At 56.2% G+C, this 24,452-nt stretch carries 20 protein-coding genes and 3 tRNA genes; 14 read left to right on the top strand and 9 right to left on the bottom strand.

What is annotated here, in order from left to right:
- Positions 1 to 31 precede the first annotated feature (31 nt).
- On the bottom strand, positions 32 to 1,177 hold the full coding sequence (gene blaACT, locus ACTJJA_RS11720) for an ACT family cephalosporin-hydrolyzing class C beta-lactamase (RefSeq protein ID WP_440668102.1): 1,146 nt from the start codon (positions 1,175 to 1,177) through the stop codon (positions 32 to 34).
- Positions 1,178 to 1,309: 132 nt separating this feature from the next.
- Here blaACT and ampR point away from each other — a divergent pair, with 132 nt between their 5' ends.
- Positions 1,310 to 2,185 (top strand): LysR family transcriptional regulator AmpR, encoded by an 876-nt coding sequence (ampR, locus tag ACTJJA_RS11715; RefSeq protein WP_010427754.1) that lies wholly within the window; start codon positions 1,310 to 1,312, stop codon positions 2,183 to 2,185.
- Between the two features lie 29 nt (positions 2,186 to 2,214).
- On the opposite strand, the gene frdD is transcribed toward ampR, so the two are convergent.
- From frdD to frdA, 4 genes are read right to left on the bottom strand one after another with little or no spacing between them, the layout of a single operon-like run.
- Positions 2,215 to 2,574 carry a fumarate reductase subunit FrdD gene (gene frdD, locus ACTJJA_RS11710; protein ID WP_032662398.1) on the bottom strand — a complete coding sequence of 120 codons (360 nt, stop codon included), beginning with the start codon at positions 2,572 to 2,574 and terminating at the stop codon, positions 2,215 to 2,217.
- Between the two features lie 10 nt (positions 2,575 to 2,584).
- Entirely contained in the window at positions 2,585 to 2,980 is a 396-nt protein-coding gene (gene frdC, locus ACTJJA_RS11705) for a fumarate reductase subunit FrdC (RefSeq protein WP_010427752.1), read from the bottom strand.
- Between the two features lie 10 nt (positions 2,981 to 2,990).
- The gene (locus ACTJJA_RS11700; RefSeq protein WP_014068601.1) at positions 2,991 to 3,725 is read right to left on the bottom strand and encodes a succinate dehydrogenase/fumarate reductase iron-sulfur subunit; all 735 of its coding nucleotides are present in this window, start codon (positions 3,723 to 3,725) and stop codon (positions 2,991 to 2,993) included.
- Positions 3,718 to 5,508 carry a fumarate reductase (quinol) flavoprotein subunit gene (gene frdA, locus ACTJJA_RS11695; protein WP_089600273.1) on the bottom strand — a complete coding sequence of 597 codons (1,791 nt, stop codon included), beginning with the start codon at positions 5,506 to 5,508 and terminating at the stop codon, positions 3,718 to 3,720. Before frdA ends, ACTJJA_RS11700 begins: the two co-directional genes overlap by 8 nt.
- Before the next feature lie 310 nt (positions 5,509 to 5,818).
- On the opposite strand from frdA, the gene epmA reads away from it, so the two are divergent.
- Together epmA and yjeM are read left to right on the top strand one after the other, a co-directional pair.
- Entirely contained in the window at positions 5,819 to 6,796 is a 978-nt protein-coding gene (gene epmA, locus ACTJJA_RS11690) for an elongation factor P--(R)-beta-lysine ligase (protein ID WP_010427746.1), read from the top strand.
- A gap of 194 nt (positions 6,797 to 6,990) precedes the next feature.
- Entirely contained in the window at positions 6,991 to 8,490 is a 1,500-nt protein-coding gene (yjeM, locus tag ACTJJA_RS11685; RefSeq protein WP_440668098.1) for a glutamate/gamma-aminobutyrate family transporter YjeM, read from the top strand.
- Between the two features lie 37 nt (positions 8,491 to 8,527).
- On the opposite strand, the gene mscM is transcribed toward yjeM, so the two are convergent.
- From mscM to rsgA, 3 genes are all read right to left on the bottom strand, one after another.
- Positions 8,528 to 11,851, bottom strand: a complete 3,324-nt coding sequence (gene mscM / locus ACTJJA_RS11680; protein WP_440668096.1) for a miniconductance mechanosensitive channel MscM — start codon at positions 11,849 to 11,851, stop codon at positions 8,528 to 8,530.
- A 19-nt stretch (positions 11,852 to 11,870) separates the two neighbouring features.
- Positions 11,871 to 12,839 (bottom strand): archaetidylserine decarboxylase, encoded by a 969-nt coding sequence (gene asd / locus ACTJJA_RS11675; RefSeq protein ID WP_440668094.1) that lies wholly within the window; start codon positions 12,837 to 12,839, stop codon positions 11,871 to 11,873.
- 97 nt (positions 12,840 to 12,936) lie between these two features.
- Positions 12,937 to 13,989 carry a small ribosomal subunit biogenesis GTPase RsgA gene (gene rsgA, locus ACTJJA_RS11670; RefSeq protein ID WP_440668092.1) on the bottom strand — a complete coding sequence of 351 codons (1,053 nt, stop codon included), beginning with the start codon at positions 13,987 to 13,989 and terminating at the stop codon, positions 12,937 to 12,939.
- A 107-nt stretch (positions 13,990 to 14,096) separates the two neighbouring features.
- Here rsgA and orn point away from each other — a divergent pair, with 107 nt between their 5' ends.
- The 4 genes from orn (at position 14,097) to ACTJJA_RS11650 (ending at position 15,155) form a co-directional block, all read left to right on the top strand.
- The gene (orn, locus tag ACTJJA_RS11665; protein WP_089600925.1) at positions 14,097 to 14,642 is read left to right on the top strand and encodes an oligoribonuclease; all 546 of its coding nucleotides are present in this window, start codon (positions 14,097 to 14,099) and stop codon (positions 14,640 to 14,642) included.
- Positions 14,643 to 14,838: 196 nt separating this feature from the next.
- Positions 14,839 to 14,914 (top strand) — tRNA-Gly (locus ACTJJA_RS11660).
- A gap of 44 nt (positions 14,915 to 14,958) precedes the next feature.
- Positions 14,959 to 15,034 (top strand) — tRNA-Gly (locus ACTJJA_RS11655).
- A 45-nt stretch (positions 15,035 to 15,079) separates the two neighbouring features.
- Positions 15,080 to 15,155 (top strand) — tRNA-Gly (locus tag ACTJJA_RS11650).
- A 270-nt stretch (positions 15,156 to 15,425) separates the two neighbouring features.
- Here ACTJJA_RS11650 and queG read toward each other — a convergent pair.
- Positions 15,426 to 16,565 (bottom strand): tRNA epoxyqueuosine(34) reductase QueG, encoded by a 1,140-nt coding sequence (queG, locus tag ACTJJA_RS11645; RefSeq protein ID WP_010427508.1) that lies wholly within the window; start codon positions 16,563 to 16,565, stop codon positions 15,426 to 15,428.
- Between queG and nnr the strand changes: the two genes are divergently transcribed.
- The 7 genes from nnr to hflX all read left to right on the top strand — a co-directional run bounded on the left by nnr (position 16,564) and on the right by hflX (position 24,450).
- The gene (gene nnr / locus ACTJJA_RS11640; RefSeq protein WP_440668090.1) at positions 16,564 to 18,087 is read left to right on the top strand and encodes a bifunctional ADP-dependent NAD(P)H-hydrate dehydratase/NAD(P)H-hydrate epimerase; all 1,524 of its coding nucleotides are present in this window, start codon (positions 16,564 to 16,566) and stop codon (positions 18,085 to 18,087) included. The two genes, queG and nnr, sit on opposite strands and share 2 nt — an antisense overlap.
- Positions 18,080 to 18,541 carry a tRNA (adenosine(37)-N6)-threonylcarbamoyltransferase complex ATPase subunit type 1 TsaE gene (gene tsaE / locus ACTJJA_RS11635; RefSeq protein ID WP_008502923.1) on the top strand — a complete coding sequence of 154 codons (462 nt, stop codon included), beginning with the start codon at positions 18,080 to 18,082 and terminating at the stop codon, positions 18,539 to 18,541. Before nnr ends, tsaE begins: the two co-directional genes overlap by 8 nt.
- Before the next feature lie 16 nt (positions 18,542 to 18,557).
- Positions 18,558 to 19,901, top strand: a complete 1,344-nt coding sequence (gene amiB, locus ACTJJA_RS11630; RefSeq protein ID WP_440668088.1) for an N-acetylmuramoyl-L-alanine amidase AmiB — start codon at positions 18,558 to 18,560, stop codon at positions 19,899 to 19,901.
- A gap of 9 nt (positions 19,902 to 19,910) precedes the next feature.
- Positions 19,911 to 21,755: a DNA mismatch repair endonuclease MutL gene (gene mutL / locus ACTJJA_RS11625; RefSeq protein ID WP_440668086.1), complete on the top strand. Its 1,845-nt coding sequence runs from the start codon at positions 19,911 to 19,913 to the stop codon at positions 21,753 to 21,755.
- Positions 21,748 to 22,698 (top strand): tRNA (adenosine(37)-N6)-dimethylallyltransferase MiaA, encoded by a 951-nt coding sequence (gene miaA / locus ACTJJA_RS11620; RefSeq protein WP_010427503.1) that lies wholly within the window; start codon positions 21,748 to 21,750, stop codon positions 22,696 to 22,698. Before mutL ends, miaA begins: the two co-directional genes overlap by 8 nt.
- 85 nt (positions 22,699 to 22,783) lie before the next feature.
- Positions 22,784 to 23,095 (top strand): RNA chaperone Hfq, encoded by a 312-nt coding sequence (gene hfq, locus ACTJJA_RS11615; RefSeq protein WP_008502919.1) that lies wholly within the window; start codon positions 22,784 to 22,786, stop codon positions 23,093 to 23,095.
- 74 nt (positions 23,096 to 23,169) lie between these two features.
- Positions 23,170 to 24,450 (top strand): ribosome rescue GTPase HflX, encoded by a 1,281-nt coding sequence (gene hflX, locus ACTJJA_RS11610; protein WP_010427502.1) that lies wholly within the window; start codon positions 23,170 to 23,172, stop codon positions 24,448 to 24,450.
- Positions 24,451 to 24,452 lie beyond the last annotated feature (2 nt).

Raw genomic sequence — 24,452 nt, 5'->3', positions numbered from 1 at the left:
GGGTAAGGCGAAGCCGCCACCCGGCAATGTTTTACTGCAGCGCGTCGAGGATACGGTATGCCGCCTCAACGCGTGCCGGGTTCGGATAGTTCTTGTTCGCCAGCATCACGATGCCAAGCTGCTTCTCCGGGATAAAAGCCACATAGCTGCCGAATCCGCCGGTGGAGCCGGTTTTGTGCACCCATGAGGCTTTTACCGGAGGCGCCGGAGGATTCACTTCTCTCGCAGGCAGGGGTGCCAGCGCGACCTTGTTGTCGCTACCTTCAACCACGGTTTTGGCATCGACCGGCCAGTTAAGCATTTCCCAGCCCAGTCCCTGATACATGGCCCCCACGCGCCAGTAGCGCGACTGCGCCAGCGTAATGCCTTGCTTCAGCGATGCATCCTGAACGTTATCCGGAGCCATATTGGCCACCACCCAGCTCGCCATATCCTGCACGTTGGTTTTCACGCCGTAGGCTTCGGCGCCCAGCATCCCCGGTGACACGTGGACCGCTTTACCGTCACGGTATCCCCAGGCGTAATGTGCCTCTTCTGCTTTCGGAACGTTGATCCAAGTATGGTCGAGCCTGAGCGGTTTAAAGACCCGCTTCGTCATGGCCTGTTCAAAGCCCATGCCGGAAGGTTTAACCGCCAGTGCGCCAAACAGGCCGATGCTGGCGTTCGCATACAGTCGCGTGGTGCCAGGTTTCCACTGCGGCTGCCATGTCTGGTAAAAGCGCAGCAGAGAGGCGTTATCAGTGACCTCATCCGGTACCTGTAGCGGCAGACCGCCTGCGGTATAGGTTGCCAGATCCAGCATGCGAATCCCCTGCCACTGCTTGCCCGTCAGCTCAGGCCAGTATTGGGTTACCGGATCGCCCAGCGATATTTCGCCGCGGGCAATGGCATCGCCGCCCAATACGCCGGTGAAAGTTTTACTGATAGAACCCAGTTCGAACAGGGTTTGTGGGGTAACAGGTTTGTTCGCCGCAACATCGGCTTTACCAAAAGTAAAATAGTGCGGCTGACCCTGGTAGATCACGGCAATCGCCATGCCCGGAATGGACTGCGCTTTCATCAGGGGGGTAATGTTTTTTTCCACCACGTCAGCCAGCTGTTTTTCTGACATCGACGCAGCAATGCTGGAACATGAAACGCCGAGCAGCAGGGCGCAGCAAAGGGATTTTTTGATCATCAGTTATCTTCCATAATCGCGGTTCAGGGGAGTGTCCGGGCCCATCAGACGAGCGTAGTCTGTGGGATTTGACTGTGGCTGACAAACGGTTAAATTTAGCATTAGCTGTTAATTTTTCTAACGGAACGACAGATGACGCGAAGCTATCTTCCTCTTAACTCGCTTCGTGCTTTCGAAGCGGCCGCCAGGCATCTTAGTTTTACGCATGCCGCCATTGAGCTCAATGTGACCCATTCTGCCATTAGCCAACACGTGAAAGCGCTGGAGCAGCACCTGCACTGCCAGCTGTTCGTTCGCGTTTCCCGTGGGCTGACGTTGACCACGGAAGGCGAGAATTTACTGCCGGTGCTGAACGATTCGTTCGATCGTATCGCCGGTCTGCTCGATCGCTTTACTCACCATCTTGCCATGGAGAAGCTGAAGATCGGCGTGGTGGGTACCTTTGCGACGGGGTTGCTTTTTCCGCAGCTGGAGGATTTTCGTCGCTGCTATCCGCACATTGATCTGCAGCTTTCCACGCATAACAACCGTGTCGATCCTGCCGCCGAAGGACTGGATTACACCATCCGCTATGGTGGAGGCGCGTGGCATGGTACCGAGGCGCAGTTTCTTTGCCCTGCGCCGCTGGCTCCGCTTTGCACGCCGGATATCGCCTCTGTGCTAAAAAACCCGGCAGATATCCTGAAATTTACCCTGCTGCGCTCTTATCGACGCGACGAATGGGCTGCCTGGATGCAGGCGGCGGGTGAGCATCCTCCTTCACCGACGCACCGGGTGATGGTGTTTGATTCGTCTGTGACCATGCTTGAGGCCGCTCAGGCGGGCGTGGGAATTGCCATCGCGCCTGTTGATATGTTTAGTCATTTGCTGAACAGCGAGCGCATCGTGCAGCCGTTTGCGACGCAGATTGACCTGGGCAGTTACTGGCTGACGCGACTCCAGTCGCGGGCAGAAACCCCCGCAATGCGTGAGTTTGCGCAGTGGCTGGTGGGCAAAATGCAGAAATAACAGGCCCGCCGGATGGCGGGCCTGAAGCGTCAGAGGGTGACTACCGCAATCAGCGTCACCACGGTCAGGATGGTTGCCAGACCGTAGAACACCCATTTACCGCTCGGTACATGGATTTTCAGGTCATGCATCGCATGGTGAATGCGGTGCAGGCCACACCACAGCGGCAGGACGATCATCAGGAAGATGAACACGCGACCGATAAAGCTGCTCGCAAAGGCCAGTACGCGCTCGTAGCTCAGCGCATCGCCCGGGAACAGCCCCAGCGGCAGCATAATGCCGACCAGCAGGATAATGACCGGCGCGATGATGGCGCTCCACATGCCGCCTGCACCGAACAGGCCCCAGAAGACCGGCTCGTCAGAACGTTTTGGATTTGGATTGATCACAGGTGTCTCCTTACCAGAACAATGCGACAAACAGAATGACCACAGTGACCAGAATCGTCACTGCCCAGAGCCCTTTAATCACCGGCTCTGGCCCCATTTTTTCGCCTTTAACGATGATGTTCGCCGCTTTTGGCGCCAGTTCAAACCAGGTTTTGGTATGAAGCAGCGCGGCCGCGAGCACGATCAGGTTCAGCACAACGATGATCGGGTTTTGCAGGAAACCGACAAAGCTGGCCCAGGTTTCCGGACCGTGTTTGAGGGCGAAAACCCCGTACATCAGCTCAAGGCTGAACCAGACCGCAGGTACCGCCGTGCCTTCACGCAGCATATAGAAGCGATAAAACGGCAGGTTTTTCCACCAGGTGGACGGCATTGGCCGCACATAGGCTTTGCGTTTAGTCGTCATCATGCACTCCTTAGCGTGGTTTCAGGGTAGCGATAAGAAAGTCTTTCGAGCTTTCCACTTTACCCTGCTGAATAGCGGCGGCCGGGTCGACGTGCTTCGGACAGACTTCGGAGCAGTAGCCCACAAAGGTACAGCTCCAGACGCCGTTCTGGCTGTTTAGCTGCGCCATACGTTCTTTTTTACCGTGGTCACGGCTGTCCTCGTTATAGCGGTGCGCCAGGGTAATGGCGGCCGGGCCAATGAACTCCTTGTTCAGGCCAAACTGTGGACAGGCGGCGTAGCACAGACCGCAGTTGATGCAGCCGGAGAACTGATGGTACTTCGCCATCTGGGCTGGCGTCTGGGTGTTTGGCCCCTGATCCGGCGTGCGCGGGTTGCCAATGATATACGGCTTAATGGCTTCCAGGCTTTCGATAAAGTGGGTCATATCGACCACCAGATCGCGCTCAATCGGGAAGTTGCCCAGGGCTTCAACCTTGATGCCTTTTGTGTACTCGCGCAGGAAGGTTTTACAGGCCAACTTCGGTACCTTGTTAACCATCATGCCGCAGGAGCCGCAGATCGCCATGCGGCAGGACCAGCGATAGCTCAGGTCTGGTGCCAGGTTGTCTTTGATATAGCCGAGCGCATCCAGCAGGGAAGTTTGCTCGTCATAAGGGACTTCATAGAAAGCGCTGTGCGGTGCGGCGTCCACTTCCGGGTTGTAGCGCACCACTTCAACTTTCAGTTTTTGCATCTCAGCCATTCGCCTTCTCCTTCTTCTCGGCGTCTTCTGCTTCTGCACCGTAAACGCGCTTCGCCGGTGGCAGCGTGGTGATTTTCACGTCGCTGTAGTCCAGACGGGTAGTGCCATCCGCATCGCGCCAGGCGAGGGTATGTTTCAGGAAGTTGACGTCATCACGTTCGGTACAGCCTTCATCAAGGCGCTGGTGCGCGCCGCGGGATTCTTTACGCGCCAGCGCGGAGTGCGCCATACATTCCGCGACGTTCAGACCGTGGCCCAGCTCGATGGTGTAGAGCAGGTCGGTATTGAACACGCTGGAGGTATCGGTGATGCGCACGCGCTTGAAGCGTTCCTGCAGCTCTGCCAGCTTGTCGACGGTTTTCTGCATCAGCTCTGGCGTACGGTAGATACCGCAGCCTTCTTCCATCGACAGGCCCATTTCATCGCGGATCTTGGACCAGTTCTCGTTACCTTCCTGATTCACCAGATCTTTCAGACGTTTTTCAACGTCTGCGACCTGAGCGTCCAGCGCGGCACCGTTGGCTTCACCTGCAGTAGCCGCCCGCTCCATTGCGCGTTCGCCCGCCATGCGGCCAAAGACGACCAGTTCAGCCAGCGAGTTCGATCCCAAACGGTTCGCACCGTGCAGGCCAACGGAGGAACACTCGCCCACGGCGAACAGTCCTTTGATGCGGGTTTCGCACTGCTGATCGGTTTCGATACCGCCCATGGTGTAGTGCGCGGTTGGACGCACCGGAATCGGTTCTTTCACTGGGTCAACGCCCACGTAGGCTTTTGCCAGCTCGCAGATGAACGGCAGACGCTCCAGCAGTTTCTTCTCGCCGAGGTGGCGCAGGTCGAGATAGACCACATCGCCGCGCGGCGTGGAGATGGTGTTGCCTTTGCGCCACTCGTGCCAGAAGGCCTGAGACACTTTGTCGCGCGGGCCGAGTTCCATGTATTTGTTCTTCGGCTCGCCGAGCGGGGTTTCCGGGCCCATGCCGTAATCCTGCAGATAGCGGTAGCCGTTTTTGTTGACCAGAATACCCCCTTCACCGCGGCAGCCTTCCGTCATCAGAATGCCGGAGCCCGGCAGACCGGTTGGGTGATACTGCACGAACTCCATATCGCGCAGCGGCACGCCGTGGCTGAGCGCCATGCCCATCCCGTCGCCGGTGACGATGCCGCCGTTGGTGTTGTAGCGATAAACGCGGCCTGCACCACCCGTCGCCATCACCACGGCTTTCGCGCGGATCTGGACAAGCGTGCCTTCCATCATGTTCATCGCCACCAGGCCGCGCGCCTCGCCGTCATCGACCAGAATGTCGAGAACGAAGTGTTCATCAAAGCGTTGAATTTGCGGGAACTGAAGGGAGGTCTGGAACAGGGTGTGCAGCATATGGAAGCCGGTCTTATCGGCGGCGAACCAGGTGCGTTCAATCTTCATTCCGCCGAAGCGGCGAACGTTGACGCTGCCGTCCGGACGGCGACTCCACGGACATCCCCACTGCTCAAGCTGGGTCATTTCCGTAGGACAGTGGTGCACGAAGTAGTCAACGACATCCTGCTCGCAAAGCCAGTCGCCCCCTGCAACCGTGTCGTGGAAATGGTATTCGAAGCTGTCATGATCCTGCGCAACAGCGGCGGATCCTCCTTCTGCAGCAACCGTGTGGCTACGCATAGGATAGACTTTTGAAATCAGTGCGATTTTAGCGTTGGGATTAGCTTGTGCTGCAGCAATTGCAGCGCGTAATCCCGCTCCGCCAGCGCCTATTACGGCAAGATCGGCTTGAAAAGTTTGCACGACATTCCTCCAGATTTTTGTTTTTCCGCAACGCGTTGAACTAAAGGTAGCTCACCTGTCCGAACGGGAAATTGCGAAAGCGTTTCCACTGCTCCTTTATGGGTAAAACAGTATAACCGTATGGATGTGAGGGAAATTTGACGTGTTCGATTTTTTTGCTGTTCAGTGCGGTGATTTATCATCGTTATTGATGAATTCCGTTACGTTATTTTTCTTCGTTATGAAAAAGGCGCTTTTACCGCGCAAAATTTGTCTCCGCCCCGGCTTACGAGTAGACTTCGTGCCCTTGTCTGAAATCGGAGAATTACTCATGAGCGAAACGGCCACCTGGCAGCCGAGCGCATCCATCCCAAACCTGTTAAAACGCGCAGCAGTAATGGCGGAGATTCGCCGCTTCTTTGCTGACCGCGGCGTCCTGGAGGTGGAAACTCCGTGCATGAGTCAGGCAACGGTAACGGATATTCATCTGGTCCCGTTTGAAACCCGTTTTGTTGGCCCAGGCCATTCCCAGGGTATGAATCTGTATCTGATGACCAGCCCGGAATACCACATGAAGCGCCTGCTGGCGGCGGGATGTGGTCCGGTGTATCAGCTGTGCCGCAGCTTCCGTAATGAAGAGATGGGTCGTCACCACAACCCGGAATTCACCATGCTGGAGTGGTACCGCCCGCATTATGATATGTATCGCCTGATGAATGAGGTGGACGATCTGCTGCAGCAGGTTCTGGACTGTTCAGAAGCGGAGACGCTCTCCTATCAGCAGGCTTTCCAGCGTTGTCTGGAAATCGATCCTCTGTCAGCAGATAAAGCCCAGCTGCGTGAAGTGGCGGCAAAACTGGATCTGAGCAATGTGGCGGATACCGAGGAAGATCGCGATACGCTGCTGCAACTGCTTTTCACCTTTGGCGTGGAACCGCAGATTGGCAAGGATCGTCCGACGTTTGTTTATCACTTCCCGGCAAGCCAGGCTTCGCTGGCGCAGATCAGCACCGAAGACCACCGCGTGGCGGAGCGTTTTGAGGTTTATTATAAAGGTATTGAGCTGGCGAACGGTTTCCACGAGCTGACTGACGCGCGCGAACAGCAGCAGCGTTTTGAGCAGGATAACCGCAAGCGTGCAGCGCGCGGTCTGCCGCAGCAGCCGATTGATACCAACCTGCTGGAGGCGTTAAAAGCTGGTCTGCCGGATTGTTCTGGTGTGGCGCTGGGCGTTGACCGTCTGGTGATGCTGGCGCTGGGCGCAGAGCAGCTTGGCGATGTGATTGCCTTTACGGTCGATCGCGCCTGATAAAATGCCGGGTGGCGCTGCGCTTACCCGGCCTACATTCCTGTCAATTAACCTTTCCATTTCCGTACAGCAACATTAAAAACTGCCAATTCCTCTGTACACGGGTCTTTTTCTTAGTTTGCCTCGCATAGCCACAATTTCTGTCTGGTCATCTGCTACCATCCGCGCAGCTTAATTCTCCTTCGGATGGTTATATGTCTCACTCACTCAAAAAGATGACCCTCACCGGGCTCATCCTGATGATATTTACCTCGGTCTTTGGTTTTGCCAACAGCCCGTCGGCCTTCTACCTGATGGGTTACAGCGCGACGCCGTTTTATATCGTCTCTGCGCTATTCTTCTTCATTCCCTTTGCGCTGATGATGGCGGAAATGGGATCGGCCTATCGCAAAGAAGAGGGCGGGATCTATTCGTGGATGAACAACAGCGTTGGCCCGCGCTATGCGTTTATCGGCACGTTTATGTGGTTCTCCTCTTACGTCGTCTGGATGGTCAGTACGGCCGCGAAGGTGTGGGTTCCGTTCTCGACGTTTGTGTTCGATGCCGATAAAACCCAGGTCTGGTCGCTGGCGGGCCTCAGCTCTACGCAGGTGGTGGGTATTCTGGCGGTCTGCTGGATGGTTGTTGTAACGCTGGTGGCGTCTAAAGGTATCAACAAAATAGCCCGGATTACCGCTGTGGGCGGTATTTCGGTCATGGGGTTGAACCTGGTTCTGCTGGTGGTCAGTATCGCCATTCTGTGTCTGAACGGCGGCCATTTCGCGCAGGAGGTGAATTTTGTTTCATCCCCTAACCCGAGCTATCAGTCCGGCCTTGCCATGCTCTCCTTCGTGGTCTTTGCCATCTTTGCTTACGGCGGTATTGAAGCCGTAGGCGGCCTGGTCGATAAGACCGAGAACCCGGAAAAGAACTTTGCCAAAGGCATTATTTTTGCCGCCATCGTCATCTCGATTGGCTATTCGCTGGCGATTTTCCTCTGGGGCGTCAGCACTAACTGGCAGCAGGTACTGAGCAACAACACCACGAACCTCGGGAACATCACCTATGTTCTGATGAAAAGTCTGGGCATGACGCTGGGGCAGGCGATGAACCTGACGCCGGACGCGGCGACGACGATGGGCGTTTGGTTTGCGCGCATCACCGGACTGTCGATGTTCCTTGCGTATACGGGCGCGTTCTTCACGCTAATTTACTCTCCGCTGAAAGCCATTATTCAGGGCACGCCAAAAGCGCTGTGGCCAGCGCGCATGACGCAGTTGAATACAACCGGCATGCCCGCTAACGCCATGTGGATGCAGTGTCTGCTGGTATGCGTGTTCATTCTTCTGGTGTCGTTCGGTGGAGATACGGCGTCAGCGTTTTACAACAAGCTGACCCTGATGGCGAACGTCTCAATGACGCTCCCGTATCTGTTCCTGACGCTTGCGTTCCCGTTCTTTAAGGCGAAGCAGGGGCTGGAACGTCCGTTCGTGATTTTCAAAACCCGCGCAACAACGCTGCTGGCAACCACGGTGGTGGTTTTGGTGGTGGCGTTTGCCAATATATTCACCGTGATCCAGCCCATCATTGAGGCGAATGACTGGAACAGCGCGCTGTGGATGGTTGGCGGTCCGATCTTCTTCTCGCTGCTGGCGATGGGGATTTATGAGAACTATCGTCGTCGCTCGATGGCGTACATCACGGAAGTGGCTTAGCGGTAAAATGCCCCTCCCGAAAGGGAGGGGAGAAAGATTACAAACTTCCCGCCGGGCGTTTGCGCCCTGCAGATGACAGCGTTCTTGACGTTTTATTCCCGCCGAGGCTTTCCAGACGCATCTGGAACGGTGGGAACGGCATATCAATCCCGTGTTCGCGGAAGCCAGCCAGAATCAGCTGGTGGATCTCATGTCGCAACGGCATACGGTGTCCCATCTCGGCGGCGTAGATACGCAGCTCGAAGATCTGAATACCCTGCTGTAAATCCACAAGGAATACCTCCGGTGCCGGGTTGTCAATCACCAGCGAGCAGCGCTCTGCTGCGGTGTAGAGGATCTGCGTCACCTCTTCGCTGTTGGCATCAGACGGTGCCGGTACGGTCAGCACCACTCGGGTGACGGAGTCTGACAGCGACCAGTTGATAAACTGCTCGGTGATAAACGCCTTGTTCGGGACGATGATCTCTTTTCGATCCCAGTCGCTGATCGTGGTGGCGCGCGTATTGATCTTCGTGACGCTACCGGTCAAATCGCGGATGGTCACCGTATCGCCAATACGGATCGGTTTCTCAAACAGAATGATCAGACCGGAAACGAAGTTGGCAAAAATCTCCTGCAGGCCAAAGCCCAGACCCACGGTCAGGGCGGCGACCAGCCACTGCAGTTTTGACCACTCAATACCAATCATTGAGAAACCTACCAGCCCACCAAACAGCATGATCAGATACTTGGTGATGGTGGTAATGGCGTAGCCCGTGCCGGGGGTTAAATCCAGGTGCTGCAGCAGCGCCAGCTCCAGCAGCGCCGGGAAGTTGCGCACCAGCTGCGTGGTGATGATCAGCACCAGAATGGCAATCAGCACCGCCCCTAAGGTAATCGGCTCCAGACTTTCAACACCCTGTACCGTGGACGTCACATCCCACAACGAGATGTTCTCCAGGAAGCCAAACGCGGAGTGAATTTCCGACCACAGAAAAATCACGGACAACAGCGCAACCAGCATCAGGAGGGAACGCACCAGCCGCAATGACTGGGTACTGATGGTATCCAGATCGATTTCGACATCGTCGGCATCCGTTGTCCCTTCTGTACTGTTGACGTGGTTTGGCTCTTCTTCACCGCGTGCGCGCTGGGCCAGAATTTCGGCGCGGCGATGCTTGGCACGGTCAAACGCCAGACGACGACGCTGGATCAGCATTCCGCGACGGATGACATGGTAGACCACCAGCAGCAGGAACCAGATGGCGACGGAGGTTTCAAGACGTGCCAGCAGCGCCTGCGCGGTCGCCAGATACCCCACGGCTGCGGCCAGAATGGCCACCAAAGGCGCGGAGAGCATCAGGTTCCACAGCATGCGGTTGAGCATGTTATCGCCGCTGCCCGTCTTATCGAGATACAGCGGAATGCCGGCGCGTTTAAGGCTGAGTTTCACCATTGCCAGCGCGCCGCAGATGAGGATAAAGCAGAGACGGCCCAGCGAACCGGAGAACTCCCGGTCATTGAGGTTATCGAACATGATCAGCGCCATAATTAGCGGCACGATCAGGCCGATGCTCATCAGGTAGTAACGCATGCCGCGCGCGACGCGGCTGCGCGGCCAGCCAAAGTGGGCGACAAACAGACCGTTTGGACGCGCGAAGGTGGCACAAATCATCACTACCCACAGCAGCGGCACGGTGGCGGTGACGCCATCGCCAATCGCTACCGCAAGCGGATAGGGCCAGGCCTCGCGCAGGCCGTATCCCAGCGTCATCCACAGCACAGGTAGCGGTGAAGCAACAAGAATCGACCAGAATACGGTACGCAGCGTCAGCCAGAAGTGATCCTGCGTCACTTTCCCGACGCGCGCGCTGGAACGTTCGAGGAAGCGCGTAAAGTGCCTGCGGGAGTAGATACTGAAGCCCACCAGAATCAGCGCGCCCAGTAGCGGGAAGATGGTCTCCTTACTGGTAATCATCATCACGCTGGCCTGGCCCAACTGGCTGAAGGTATCCAGCGAAATCAGGCGGCGCAGATCCTGCACAATCTCTATTGGCCACGAGAAGGTCATTGGCCGCACGTCAGATGTCCAGAAGAGATAACGGTGCGTCGCCTCGTTGACCTCTTTCAGCGCATCTTCCAGCTGGCTGTTTGACACTTTCAGCTTGGTTAGCTCAAGGATCAGCGTATCGCCGCCCTGCAGCAGAGAGTTCAGCAGCTCACGCTGGGTGCGCAGCTGGGCTTCAAGGATGCGGTTCTGCTCAGCGGTAAGCGGTTGTCCATCGGCCTGACGGATCTGGCGGATTTGCGGCTGCTTATTGAGGAGGTCTTCAAAATGCAGGCGCTGGACGCGCAGCTGCGCCATCTCGGTATCAAGCTGCTGCGGCTTTGGCATTTCCGGCAGGCGGGCAACCTGGGCGCGTAAGGCTTCACCCAACAGGTTGGAGGACCCCAGCCACTGGGACTGCTCACGCAGGGTGTTAAGCGCCTGACGTACTTGCAGCGTTTGATTGGTCGCCTGTCGCTGCTGCGACGCAACCAAATCCATACGCTGCGCCTGCTGGTTCAGCGCGGCTGAAAGCTCGCGGTTAACCTTGAATTGATCGACGATGCCGACAGGCAGATTTGCGCTGTTTTCCGCGAGGAGTTCTGTACTTTCCAGCGCGCGTTCGGCTTCGCGCTGGCGCTGGCTATTTAACTGGTTGCGCAGGCTCTGCAGATACGCGTCCAGCTGTTGGCTCTGCTTCTGCGCCAGTTCAGCGCGCATGCGCGACAGTTCCTGGCGGTTGTTGGCAGAAAGCTGCGCCAGCTCCAGCTCATCAACCAGCGCTTTGAGCCTGGCGGATTCCGCCTGTAGCCCAAGATTTTGCGCCTGGCTCTGTGGCGTATTACCGGCTTGCGTGCCGACGCGACGCTCGACCTCGTTCAACTGACGGCGGGCATCGGTCTGCTGCTGCGGTAGCTGGCTGAGCGAGTCGGCGATTTCACGTGCGCGCTCTTGTTCCTGCTGCGCCTGGCGGCTCTTTTCCAGAAGCTGACTGCTAACCTGGAGGATCTCCTGGTTTAGCGCATCCGACGTTAAGCCCACAGGAACCTCGCGCGGTTCATCACGCAGGTTATTCAGCTGTGAGCGCAGCGTTTGAGAGAGTTTCGGGAAGTTGTCGATAACCTGCTGATATTGCTGAGCGCGCTCAAGGGAGCCTTTTCGCTCCTCAAGCGCGTTCAGGGCAGACTGGAGCGACTCGACGGTCTCTGGCTGAGCGGGTTTCGCCGCTTTTGCCTGCTCCAGTTCCTGGGTTATCTGTTTGGCGTCGGGGGCTGTCGCTGCGTACGCCCCCATGCTGAGGCACCAGGCCATCAGTAGAACGATAATCGGGCGCACGTCAGCGATCCTTCTGTTGTTAGCCTTCGTCTTTTTTGTCGTCAACCAGCGGGCTGGCGTCATGCTCGGCGTTGATCTCTTCTTCAGGCAGCGGCGCAGGCTCTGCGTCCGGCGTGATGAAGGTTTCGGTCGACACCGCCAGCGGTTGACCCAGTTTGGTCACCGACAGGCTTTCCAGCTGTTCAACCAGGTTCACTTTACCCGGTGCAAACAAGTTGATCACGGTAGAGCCCAGCTTAAAGCGGCCCATCTCCTGACCTTTCAGCAGGGCCACAGAGCCTTCCTCTTCACCGGCAGGCCAGGTCCAGCGCTTGATCACGCCTTCGCGTGGCGGGGTGATGGTGCCGGCCCAGACGGTTTCGATACTGCCTACAATGGTAGCACCCACCAGAATCTGTGCCATTGGGCCAAATTCAGTATCAAACAGGCAGATGACGCGCTCGTTACGGGCGAACAGGTTCGGAACGTTCTGTGCGGTCAGGTGGTTCACAGAGAACAGATCCCCCGGCACGTAGATCATCTCACGCAGGATACCGTTACACGGCATGTGTACGCGGTGATAGTCGCGCGGCGACAGGTAGGTGGTCGCGAAGGAACCGTTACGGAACAGATCTGCCATCAGGTAGTTACCTGCGAGCAGCGCCTCCAGGGTGTAGTTATGGCCTTTGGCCTGCAGAATTTTGTCGTCTTCGATCTTACCGAGCTGGCTGATCACGCCGTCCGCAGGCATCACCAGCACGTTAGGGTCGGTATTTAACGGGCGCACTTCGTCGCGCAACGGGCGCACGAAGAATTCGTTAAACGTGCGGTAGCTGGCGGTGTCCGGCTTCTGCGCCTCTTTCATGTCGACCTTGTAGAATTTCACGAACAGGTCGATGACCAGTTTGGTCAGCCAGCCCGCTCGTTTGCTCGCGCCCCAGCCCGCCAGGCGAGTGAGCCACAGTTTTGGCAGAATGTATTGAAGCGAAAGTTTGAATGAGTTTAACAAGGTAGCCTCCAGGCCATTGTTTTGTCGTTCCTGATCCGGCGGAAAAGCGCCGGAACCTGAAAAAAGGGGACGATTTTAGCGATGCTTAGCTTAGTTGTCAGTTATCAGAATCAGAAAAGTTTTTACGCGTTTTTACGTCTTCCATGCTCTCAAGAATGCGGTGATAGTTTTCGAAGCGGGTTTCCGCAATCTCACCGTTCTCTACCGCCTCGCGGATGGCGCAGCCAGGGTCGTTGTCGTGCTTACAGTCGCGATATTTGCAAGCGCCTAAATAGTCATGGAATTCGACAAATCCGTTGAAGATTTGTTCCGGCTCAAGGTGCCACAGGCCAAACTCACGTACGCCCGGCGAGTCAATCACGTCGCCACCGTGCGGGAAGTGATAAAGACGTGAGGCGGTGGTGGTGTGCTGGCCCAGACCCGAAACGTTGGACACATCGTTGGTCAGGATCTCTTGCTGGAGGCCGAGAAGGTTGTTCAGCAGGCTCGATTTACCTACGCCAGATTGACCCGCAAAGATACTGATTCGGTCAGTCAGCGCTTCTTCTAACGGCTTCAGGCCATCTTTAGTGTGGCTGGAGACCATTAGCACGCGATAACCGATCTTGCGATAGATATCCATCTGCTCATTCACGAAGGCCATGCCGTCGTCATCCAGCAGATCGATCTTGTTCAACACGATGATCGGTTCAACCTGCAGCGTTTCGCAGGCGACGAGATAACGGTCGATAATATTGAGCGAAAGCTCAGGCAAAATCGCCGAAACGATGACGATCTGGTTAATATTGGCGGCAATGGGTTTAACACCGTCGTAGAAATCAGGACGGGTCAGCACCGACGTGCGTTCATGCACGGCTTCAACGATGCCCTTAACCGTCACCCCTTCAGCGGCTTCTTTACCCGGACGCCAGACGACGCGATCGCCGGTTACCAGTGAACGGATAGTGCGACGAATATTGCAACGGTGGATATCCCCTTCGGCGGATTCGACATCAGCATGCATACCAAAACGGCTAATTACGACGCCCTCTGTCGCTTCACCAAACAGGTTGTCGTCGTAATCCGGCTTCTCCGAAGTGGTTTTAAGACGGCGCTGGTGGTTGGCGTTTACGCGGCGCTGCTGCCCTTTGGAGAGTTTATTTTTACTCAATCGCGCTGGCTCCTGGTCGCCCGTAAGGGGCAAAACCTCTATGATACACTCTAATTAATACTAGTTAACCTGCTACTGCCGGTTATGCGAGAAGGGTGGAAAATAACATGAGCGCGGATGAAAACAACCTGATTTGGATCGATCTTGAAATGACCGGGCTGGATCCCGAGCGCGATCGCATCATTGAAATTGCAACGCTGGTCACTGATGCCAACCTGAATATTCTGGCGGAAGGGCCAACCATCGCGGTACATCAGTCTGACGATCAACTTGCGCTGATGGATGAATGGAACGTGCGCACCCATACCGGTAGCGGGCTGGTAGAGCGCGTGAAGGCCAGCACCCAGGGCGACCGCGAAGCAGAACTGGCAACCATTGAATTCCTGAAACAGTGGGTTCCGGCGGGCAAATCGCCTATCTGCGGTAACAGCATTGGTCAGGATCGTCGCTTCCTGTTTAAGTACATGCCGGAGCTGGAATCGTATTTCCACTACCGCTATCTGGATGTCAGCACCCTGAAAGAGCTGGCGCGTCGCTGGAAACCGGAAATTCTCGACGGCTTTAAAAAGCAGGGAACACACCAGGCGATGGACGACATTCGCGAGTCGGTTGCGGAGCTGGCGTACTACCGCGAAAACTTTATAAAGCTGTGATTTTGCGACCCGGCGCCTTGCGTGGCCGGGTTTTTGTCGTTAAATTGTTCAGCTTGCCGATTAATTAAGCATTTGAACGGATTTTCAAAAAAATCGCTTTAAGGGGGGTTGCAGCTAAAAGGATTTCTCGTATAATGCGCCTCCCGTAACGACAGAGAATTACACGTTACGACAGCAACAAAAGCAGTACAGATTTGCGGGAATAGCTCAGTTGGTAGAGCACGACCTTGCCAAGGTCGGGGTCGCGAGTTCGAGTCTCGTTTCCCGCTCCAAAATTTGAAAGTATCGCAAGATACGCCAGCACCAGAACACCCAAGCGGGAATAGCTCAGTTGGTAGAGCACGACCTTGCCAAGGTCGGGGTCGCGAGTTCGAGTCTCGTTTCCCGCTCCAAAATTTGAAAGTATCGCAAGATACGCACAGCACCAGAACACCCAAGCGGGAATAGCTCAGTTGGTAGAGCACGACCTTGCCAAGGTCGGGGTCGCGAGTTCGAGTCTCGTTTCCCGCTCCAAATTCTTCTTCATATTCAAATTATCCACAGCGAAATGCTTCGTTGGGGACGTTTTCTATTTCATCTGAAATACTCTTGTAAACAGAGTTATCCACAGAACCTGCCGTTTATCTGTGAGTGCCAAACGCTTCGCAGGGTGAATAGTATCTTTGTAATTTTTTGATTTATAAAAAGAAAATATCATTTCAAAATGTTAGTGAGATCACTTGACCTCTTAGCCAGCCCTGATGGCGCCTGAGTTTGTAATTTTATACACAGGCTGTGAATAGTTCAGGCATCCCGCGTTAGCCCTTTTTCAATCACCCTCACCAGCCGCTGTTTCTTGGGTAACTGCACTTCGACCACGCAGGCATTTCGCTTCTCAATTTGCTGTGCAACCGCCCACTCTATGTGTTCATCGAGAAGTGGGTGCTCACCTCTACGGCTCTCGAGTGCCTGAATATTCGCTTCATCCCACGGGGCATTGCCCAGCGCAACGGCAACATTTCGCAGCCAACGCAAATGACCGATACGGCGAATGGCCGAACCTTCCGTCACTTTCAGGAACCAGGCTTCTGTCCAGGCGAACAGCTCAATAAGCGGTGGTGCATGCAGCGCCTTACGCGGGCTGAAATCCTCTTCGTCCGTAAGCTGCGAATAGCGGTTCCATGGGCAGATCAACTGGCAGTCGTCACAACCGTAGATCCGGTTGCCGATAAGCGGTCGAAATTCCTCAGGAATGGCCCCTTCCAGTTCGATAGTGAGATAGGAGATGCAGCGGCGTGCGTCAACCGTATAAGGCTCGACAATAGCGCCTGTCGGGCAGATGGTCATGCAGGCTACACACCGGCCGCAGCCTTCTTCTACCGGGCCGTCTACCGGCAGCGGTAAATCTATCAGCAGTTCACCCAGGAAAAAGAACGAACCGGCGTCGCGGCTAAGGATAAGTGAGTGCTTACCTGTCCAGCCAAGCCCCGCTTTTTCAGCGATCGGACGCTCAAGAATAGGCGCGGAATCCACAAAGGGTCTAAAATTCAGCGAAACACAGTGCTGCTGAATCATTTCCCCAAGTTTTTTTAAACGGTTGCGCAGAAGCTTATGGTAGTCACGCCCCAGAGCATACCGGCTGACGTAACCCAAAGAGGGATTTTTGAGCGTGCGCGCAAAGGCCGCATTGGCGGGCAGGTAATTCATGCGCACGCTGATGACGCGTAATGTGCCCGGCAACAGCTCGTGTGGACGAGCGCGCATCATGCCATGACGCGCCATCCACTCCATCTCGCCGTGGTACTGTTTGTCCAGCCACGCCTGCAGTTTGGGCTCGCTGGCGGAGAGGTCGGTGTCGGTGATGCCCACCTTCTGGAAGCCAAGCTCAGCACCCCACTGTTTTATATTTTGCGCTAACTGATTGAGATCGAGGGGCTGTGACATGACGGACCATACGGTGAAGAAAAACCCCGCAAGTATACCACATTCCATCTGGCATGCGGATGCGCTCCGACGCGCCGAACAAGAGGCTGCAGATAGTCTCGGCATTACCCTTTACGAACTGATGCTACGCGCGGGTGAGGCGGCGTTTAACGTTGCCCGCCGCGCGTACCCGCAGGCCGCTCACTGGCTCATTTTATGTGGGCACGGTAATAACGGCGGCGATGGCTATGTCGTCGCCCGTCTGGCCGTGGCGGCAGGTCTTCGCGTCACGTTACTGGCCGTTGAGAGCGAACATCCGCTGCCGGAAGAAGCCAGTGCGGCGCGAGAGGCCTGGCTGAACGCAGGCGGTGTGATTCATGCGTCAGATATCCTCTGGCCGGAAGATGTGGATCTGGTCGTTGATGGTCTGCTGGGCACCGGTCTGATGTGCGCGCCCCGCGACAACATTGCCGCGCTGATTGAGCGTGCTAACGCGCATCCCGCACCGGTGGTGGCGCTGGACATACCCTCTGGACTGCTCGCGCAAACTGGTGCGACGCCGGGGGCGGTGATTCAGGCGTCACATACTGTCACCTTTATTGCCCTGAAACCGGGTCTGCTAACCGGAAAAGCGCGGGATGTGGTGGGGAAACTGCATCACAACGCGCTGGGGCTTGAAAGCTGGCTGGCGGGACAGGATACGCAAGTTTCACGATATGACGCCTCGCAGTTGACCGGATGGCTGCCGCCGCGCCGTCCAACGTCCCATAAGGGCGATCACGGCAGGCTGGTGATAGTCGGGGGTGACCACGGCACGGCGGGCGCTATCCGCATGACCGGCGAGGCGGCTCTGCGCTGCGGTGCCGGTTTAGTGCGGGTGTTAACGCGTAGTGACAATATCATCCCGATCGTTACCGCCCGACCGGAGCTGATGGTGCATGAACTCACGCCGCAGACGCTGGAAGAGAGCCTCGAATGGGCCGATGTTGTGGTGATTGGCCCCGGGCTTGGGCTGCAGGCATGGGGTAAACAAGCCCTGCAAAAGGTCGAGAACTTTCGTAAACCGATGCTGTGGGATGCCGACGCGCTTAACCTTCTGGCAATAAACCCGGATAAGCGTCACAATCGCATCCTGACGCCACACCCCGGCGAAGCCGCGCGGCTGCTTAACTGCAGCGTGGCAGAAATTGAAAGCGATCGCTTACTTTCTGCCCAGCGTCTGGTAAAACGTTACGGAGGTGTTGCTGTTTTGAAAGGGGCGGGAACCGTTATCGCCAGCGAGGATGCGTTGGGAATTATTGATGCCGGAAATGCAGGCATGGCGAGCGGGGGCATGGGTGATGTGTTGTCTGGCATCATTGGCGCATTGCTCGGACAGAAACTTCCCCTTTATGATGCAGCCTGTGCGGGCTGTGTGGCCCACGGCGCAGCGGCTGACCAGCTTGCTGCATGCTATGGTACGCGCGGTATGCTGGCCACCGATCTTTTTTGCACGCTACGGCGTGTTGTTAACCCGGATGTGATTGACGTAGAAAATGACTAATCGAGCGATTCCTTTACCTGATGAACAAGCCACTTTAGATCTCGGCAAGCGCGTGGCGCAGGCCTGTCAGGGGGCAACCGTCATTTATCTTTATGGTGATTTAGGTGCGGGTAAAACCACCTTCAGCCGGGGTTTTTTGCAGGCGTTAGGCCATAACGGGAATGTGAAAAGCCCAACCTACACGCTGGTAGAACCGTACACCCTTGAAAATCTCATGGTGTACCACTTCGATTTATACCGCCTTGCGGATCCTGAGGAGCTGGAATTTATGGGGATCCGTGATTATTTTGCCAACGACGCCATTTGCCTGGTGGAGTGGCCGCAACAAGGTGCGGGTGTGCTGCCTGACCCGGATGTCGAAATTCACTTAGATTACCAGGCACAAGGGCGTGAGGCACGCATCAGTGCTGTTTCCTCATCAGGCAGTTCCTTACTGGCGCGACTGGCCGGTTAAGCGTAGGGATGACGGGATGAAAAATCGCGTTAAAGGTTGGTTGTTGGCTGCCACGGTGCTGCTGTGCGCGCAGGCCGGGGCGGCGAGCCTCTCAGATATTCAGGTGTCAAACGGGGAAACTCAGGCCCGGATCACGTTTAGCTTTATGGGCGACCCAGAATATGCGTTTTCTCAGCCAGACAGCCACAGCGTGGCGCTGGATATCAAACAAACGGGCGTAATCCAGGGATTACCGCTGCGCTTCAGCGGTAACAACCTGGTGAAAAGTATCCGTTCGGGAACGCCGCAGGATAGCCAGTCGTTACGCCTGGTTGTGGATCTGACCGAAAAGGGCAAAACGAAGGCGGTGAAGCAGCAAAACGGGGCGAGCTATACGGTGGTCTTTACCATCAATGCCGACGCACCGCCGCCACCTCCACCGCCTGCACCCGTGGTGGCGAAGCGCGTGGAAGAACCTGTGTATACCCCGCGTCCGTCTGAACCTGCCCGTAATCCGTTTAAGTCGCAAAACGATCGCATCACAGCGGCAACCAGCAGTAATACGGTGACGCGTCCGGCGGCCAGCGCACGACGCGCGGCGGTCAGCGGTGACAAAGTGATCATCGCCATCGATGCAGGTCACGGCGGGCAGGATCCGGGCGCAATTGGCCCGGGCGGTACGCGGGAGAAAAACGTGACAATCGCGGTAGCCCGCAAGCTCAGGACGCTGTTAAACGACGATCCGATGTTTAAAGGCGTGCTCACTCGCGACGGCGACTATTTTATCTCCGTAATGGGACGCTCGGACGTGGCGCGTAAGCAAAACGCAAACTTCCTGGTCTCCATTCATGCGGATGCCGCGCCGAATCGTAGCGCGACCGGCGCCTCTGTTTGGGTGCTGTCGAACCGTCGCGCCAACAGTGAAATGGCAAACTGGCTTGAAGAGCATGAGAAACAGTCTGAACTGTTAGGCGGTGCGGGTGATGTGCTGGCTAATAGCCAGTCTGACCCGTATCTCAGCCAGGCGGTGCTGGATTTACAGTTCGGTCATTCCCAGCGCGTCGGGTATGATGTCGCGACTAACGTACTGAACCAGCTGCAGGGCATCGGGGCATTGCACAAGCGCCGTCCGGAGCATGCGAGCCTGGGTGTTCTGCGTTCGCCGGATATTCCGTCGATCCTCGTGGAAACGGGCTTTATCAGCAACAACGGTGAAGAGCGCCTGCTGGCAAGCGACAGTTACCAGCAGCAGATCGCCGAAGCGATTTATAACGGTCTGCGTAAATATTTTGAAGCCCATCCGCTTCAGTCCGCGCCGCAAAGCGGTGCAGGCCAGACGGCCAGTGCCGCGCTGCCGGGTGAGATGACCGCCACAAATTAAGGAGAATTCATGCCGATTCAGGTTCTACCGCCGCAGCTCGCGAACCAAATCGCCGCCGGTGAGGTGGTGGAGCGCCCTGCGTCGGTGGTGAAGGAGCTGGTGGAAAACAGCCTCGATGCGGGGGCAACCCGCATTGATATTGATATCGAACGCGGCGGCGCAAAGCTTATTCGTATTCGTGACAACGGCTGTGGCATCAAAAAAGACGAGCTGGCGCTGGCGCTGGCGCGTCATGCCACCAGTAAAATTGCCTCTCTGGACGATCTGGAAGCCATTATCAGCCTTGGTTTTCGCGGCGAAGCGCTGGCGAGCATCAGTTCCGTATCCCGCTTAACCCTGACCTCCCGTACCGCGGAACAGCAGGAGGCCTGGCAGGCCTACGCTGAAGGGCGCGATATGGACGTCACGGTCAAACCTGCGGCGCACCCTGTCGGCACTACGCTCGAAGTGCTGGACCTGTTCTATAACACCCCAGCCCGACGCAAGTTCATGCGTACCGAGAAGACCGAATTCGGACACATCGATGAGATCATTCGCCGCATCGCGCTGGCGCGATTCGATGTCACCATCAACCTCAGCCATAACGGCAAGGTGATGCGTCAGTATCGTGCGGTGGCGGAAGGTGGGCAGAAGGAACGCCGGTTAGGGGCTATCTGCGGCACGCCGTTCCTTGAAAAAGCACTGGCGATAGAGTGGCAGCATGGCGATCTGGCGCTGCGCGGCTGGGTGGCCGATCCGAACGCGAGCAGCGCCGCCTTTGCTGAGATCCAATACTGCTACGTGAATGGCCGCATGATGCGCGACCGCCTGATCAACCACGCTATTCGTCAGGCCTGTGAAGACAAACTCGGTGCGGATCAACAGCCCGCGTTTGTGCTTTATCTGGAGATCGACCCCCATCAGGTGGATGTGAACGTCCATCCTGCGAAGCATGAGGTGCGCTTCCACCAGTCACGTCTGGTTCATGACTTTATTTATCAGGGTGTTGTCACGGTATTGCAGCAGCAGGCGGAGCCAACGCTTCCGCTGGAAAACGACGCCCCGGCACCGCGTCCGCTGCCGGAAAACCGGGTGGCGGCAGGCCGCAACCACTTTGCTGAACCCGCCGCAGCCCGCGAACCGTCGGCTCCGCGTTTCTCAGCGGCGGGCAGCGCGCCTCGCCCTACGGGGGCGAACTACCCCAACGCTCAGCCGGGTTATCAGAAGCAGCAGGGGGCGTTGTACCGCAAACTGCTTGATACGCCCGCCGTGGAACGTAAAGAGCATATCGAGGTGTCGCAACCTTCACTGGATGGGCATAGCCAGAGCTTTGGTCGTGTACTGACGATTGTTGCTCCGGATATGGCATTGCTCGAACGCGAGGGGAAACTGATGCTACTGGCGTTGCCGGTGGCGGAACGCTGGCTTAAACAGGCGCAGCTGACGCCGGGGGAAAACGCCGCCTGCGCACAGCCGTTGCTGATCCCGGTCCGGTTAAAAATAACCCCTGAAGAAACAGGGGTTTTGCAGCGCGCACAGGCGCTTCTTGCCGAAATGGGCATAGAAATCGTGCTGGAAGCGCAGCATGTGACAATTCGCGCAGTGCCTTTACCCTTACGCCAACAAAATTTACAAAACTTGATTCCTGAACTGATAGGCTACCTGGCGCAGCAAACGTCGTTTGATGCCGCCAACACCGCGCAGTGGATCGCTCGCCATCTGGCCAGCGAACACTCACCGTGGAGTATGGCGCAGGCGATTACCGTGTTGGCAGAGGTTGAACGCCTTTGCCCACATCTGGTGAAAACGCCGCCGGGTGGATTATTACAACCTGTTGATTTAAAAACGGCGATGACCGCCCTGAGACATGATTGACGTAAGTAAGGCGAGCCTGCCTAAGGCGATTTTTTTAATGGGCCCTACGGCCTCCGGTAAAACAGCGTTAGCCATTGAGTTACGTAAAGTTTTGCCTGTAGAGTTGATTAGCGTCGATTCCGCCCTCATTTATCGAGGAATGGACATCGGCACGGCGAAGCCAGACGCAGACGAACTGCGCGCGGCACCGCACCGTTTGCTGGATATTCTCGACCCGGCTCAGGCGTACTCCGCAGCAGACTTTCGCCGCGATGCCTTAGCCGAGATGGCCGACATTACCGCTGCGGGACGAATACCGCTACTGGTTGGCGGAACCATGCTCTACTTCAAGGCGCTGCTGGAGGGGTTATCGCCTCTGCCATCGGCAGATCCGGACGTACGAGCCAGGATTGAACAGCAGGCGGCAGAGCAGGGATGGGACGTTTTGCACCAGCAACTGGCGGAGATTGACCCGGTTGCTGCAGCGCGAATCCATCCGAATGATCCGCAAAGGCTTTCCCGGGCACTGGAAGTTTTTTTCATTTCGGGTAAAACTTTAACGGAACTGACGCAAACGTCAGGAGACGCTCTGCCGTATCAGGTGCATCAGTTCGCCATCGCCCCGGCGAGCCGTGAACTGCTCCATCAACGAATTGAGCAGCGTTTTCATCAGATGTTGGCTTCAGATTTTGAAGCAGAAGTGCGGGCGCTATTTGCCCGTGGAGATTTGCATACGGATATGCCTTCCGTTCGTTGTGTGGGATACCGCCAGATGTGGTCGTATCTTGAAGGTGAGATTTCATACGATGAAATGGTTTATCGAGGTGTTTGCGCCACGAGGCAGTTAGCGAAGCGCCAGATCACCTGGTTGCGCGGTTGGGAGGGCGTTCACTGGTTAGACAGTGAAAAGCCGCAACAGGCGTTAAACGAAGTGATTGAGGTTGTTGGTGATATCGCTGACTGAATGTGTACAATTGAGACGTATCGTGCGCAATTTTTCAGAATCGCAAGGTTCTAAGTACAAAACAAGCATATAAGGAAAAGATAGAATGGCTAAGGGGCAATCTTTACAAGATCCGTTCCTGAACGCATTGCGTCGGGAACGTGTTCCAGTTTCTATTTATTTGGTGAATGGTATTAAGCTGCAAGGTCAGATTGAGTCTTTCGATCAGTTCGTGATTCTGTTGAAAAACACGGTCAGTCAGATGGTCTACAAGCACGCTATTTCTACTGTTGTTCCGTCCCGTCCGGTATCTCATCACAGCAATAACGCTGGCGGCGGCACTGGTAGTAACTACCATCATGGCAGCAACGCGCAGGGTTCTTCAACGCCTGCGCAGGACAGCGACGAGACCGAATAAGGTTTCGCACTGTTATCCACACGGGGAGCCAGGGATCCTGCGTTCCCCGCTGATCTTTTTAGAGAGGTTTACGCTTGTTTGACCGTTATGATGCCGGTGAGCAGGCGGTGCTGGTACACATCTATTTTTCGCAAGACAAAGATATGGAAGACCTCCAGGAGTTTGAATCTCTGGTCTCTTCTGCCGGTGTCGAAGCAATGCAGGTGATTACCGGTAGCCGTAAAGCGCCGCACCCAAAGTATTTTGTTGGTGAAGGTAAAGCAGTCGAAATTGCGGATGCCGTAAAAGCAACCGGCGCGTCAGTCGTGTTGTTTGATCATGCGCTGTCTCCAGCCCAGGAGCGCAACCTGGAAGCCCTTTGCGAATGCCGTGTTATCGATCGCACGGGATTGATTTTAGATATTTTTGCTCAGCGTGCGCGTACCCACGAAGGTAAGCTGCAGGTTGAACTGGCGCAGCTGCGCCATCTGGCAACGCGTCTTGTGCGTGGCTGGACACACCTTGAAAGACAAAAAGGCGGGATTGGTTTGCGCGGCCCGGGTGAAACCCAGCTCGAAACCGACCGTCGTTTGCTGCGTGGCCGTATTACCCAGATCCTCTCACGTCTGGAAAGAGTTGAGAAACAGCGTGAGCAGGGACGTCGGGCGCGAACGAAAGCCGATATCCCGACGGTGTCGCTGGTGGGGTATACCAACGCCGGTAAATCCACCCTGTTTAACCAGATCACCGAGGCCCAGGTTTATGCCGCAGACCAGCTGTTTGCGACCCTGGACCCGACGCTACGCCGTATTGACGTTGCAGACGTCGGTGAGACGGTGCTGGCGGATACCGTAGGGTTTATCCGTCATTTACCGCATGACCTGGTGGCGGCGTTTAAAGCGACGTTGCAGGAGACGCGACAGGCGACCCTGCTGCTGCACGTGATTGATGCGGCAGACGTGCGCGTTCAGGAGAACATCGACGCGGTGAACGTGGTGCTCGAAGAGATCGACGCCCACGAAATCCCAACGCTGTTGGTGATGAACAAGATCGATATGCTGGACGATTTCGAACCGCGTATCGACAGAGATGAAGAGAACAAACCGATTCGGGTCTGGCTTTCTGCCCAGACCGGTATCGGTGTGCCACTGCTTTTCCAGGCTTTGACAGAACGTCTTTCCGGTGAGGTCGCCCAGCACACGCTGCGATTGCCGCCACAGGAAGGCAGGCTGCGCAGCCGGTTTTATCAGCTTCAGGCGATAGAAAAAGAGTGGATGGAGGATGACGGCAGCGTGGGGATGCAGGTGCGTATGCCGATCGTTGACTGGCGTCGCCTCTGTAAACAAGAACCTGCGCTGGCGGACTATATCGTCTGATC

The sequence above is a fragment of the Enterobacter sp. 22452 genome, assembly GCF_052045065.1.
Classification (GTDB): Bacteria; Pseudomonadota; Gammaproteobacteria; order Enterobacterales; family Enterobacteriaceae; genus Enterobacter; species Enterobacter mori.
This window is presented reverse-complemented; position numbering and strand designations above follow the sequence as displayed.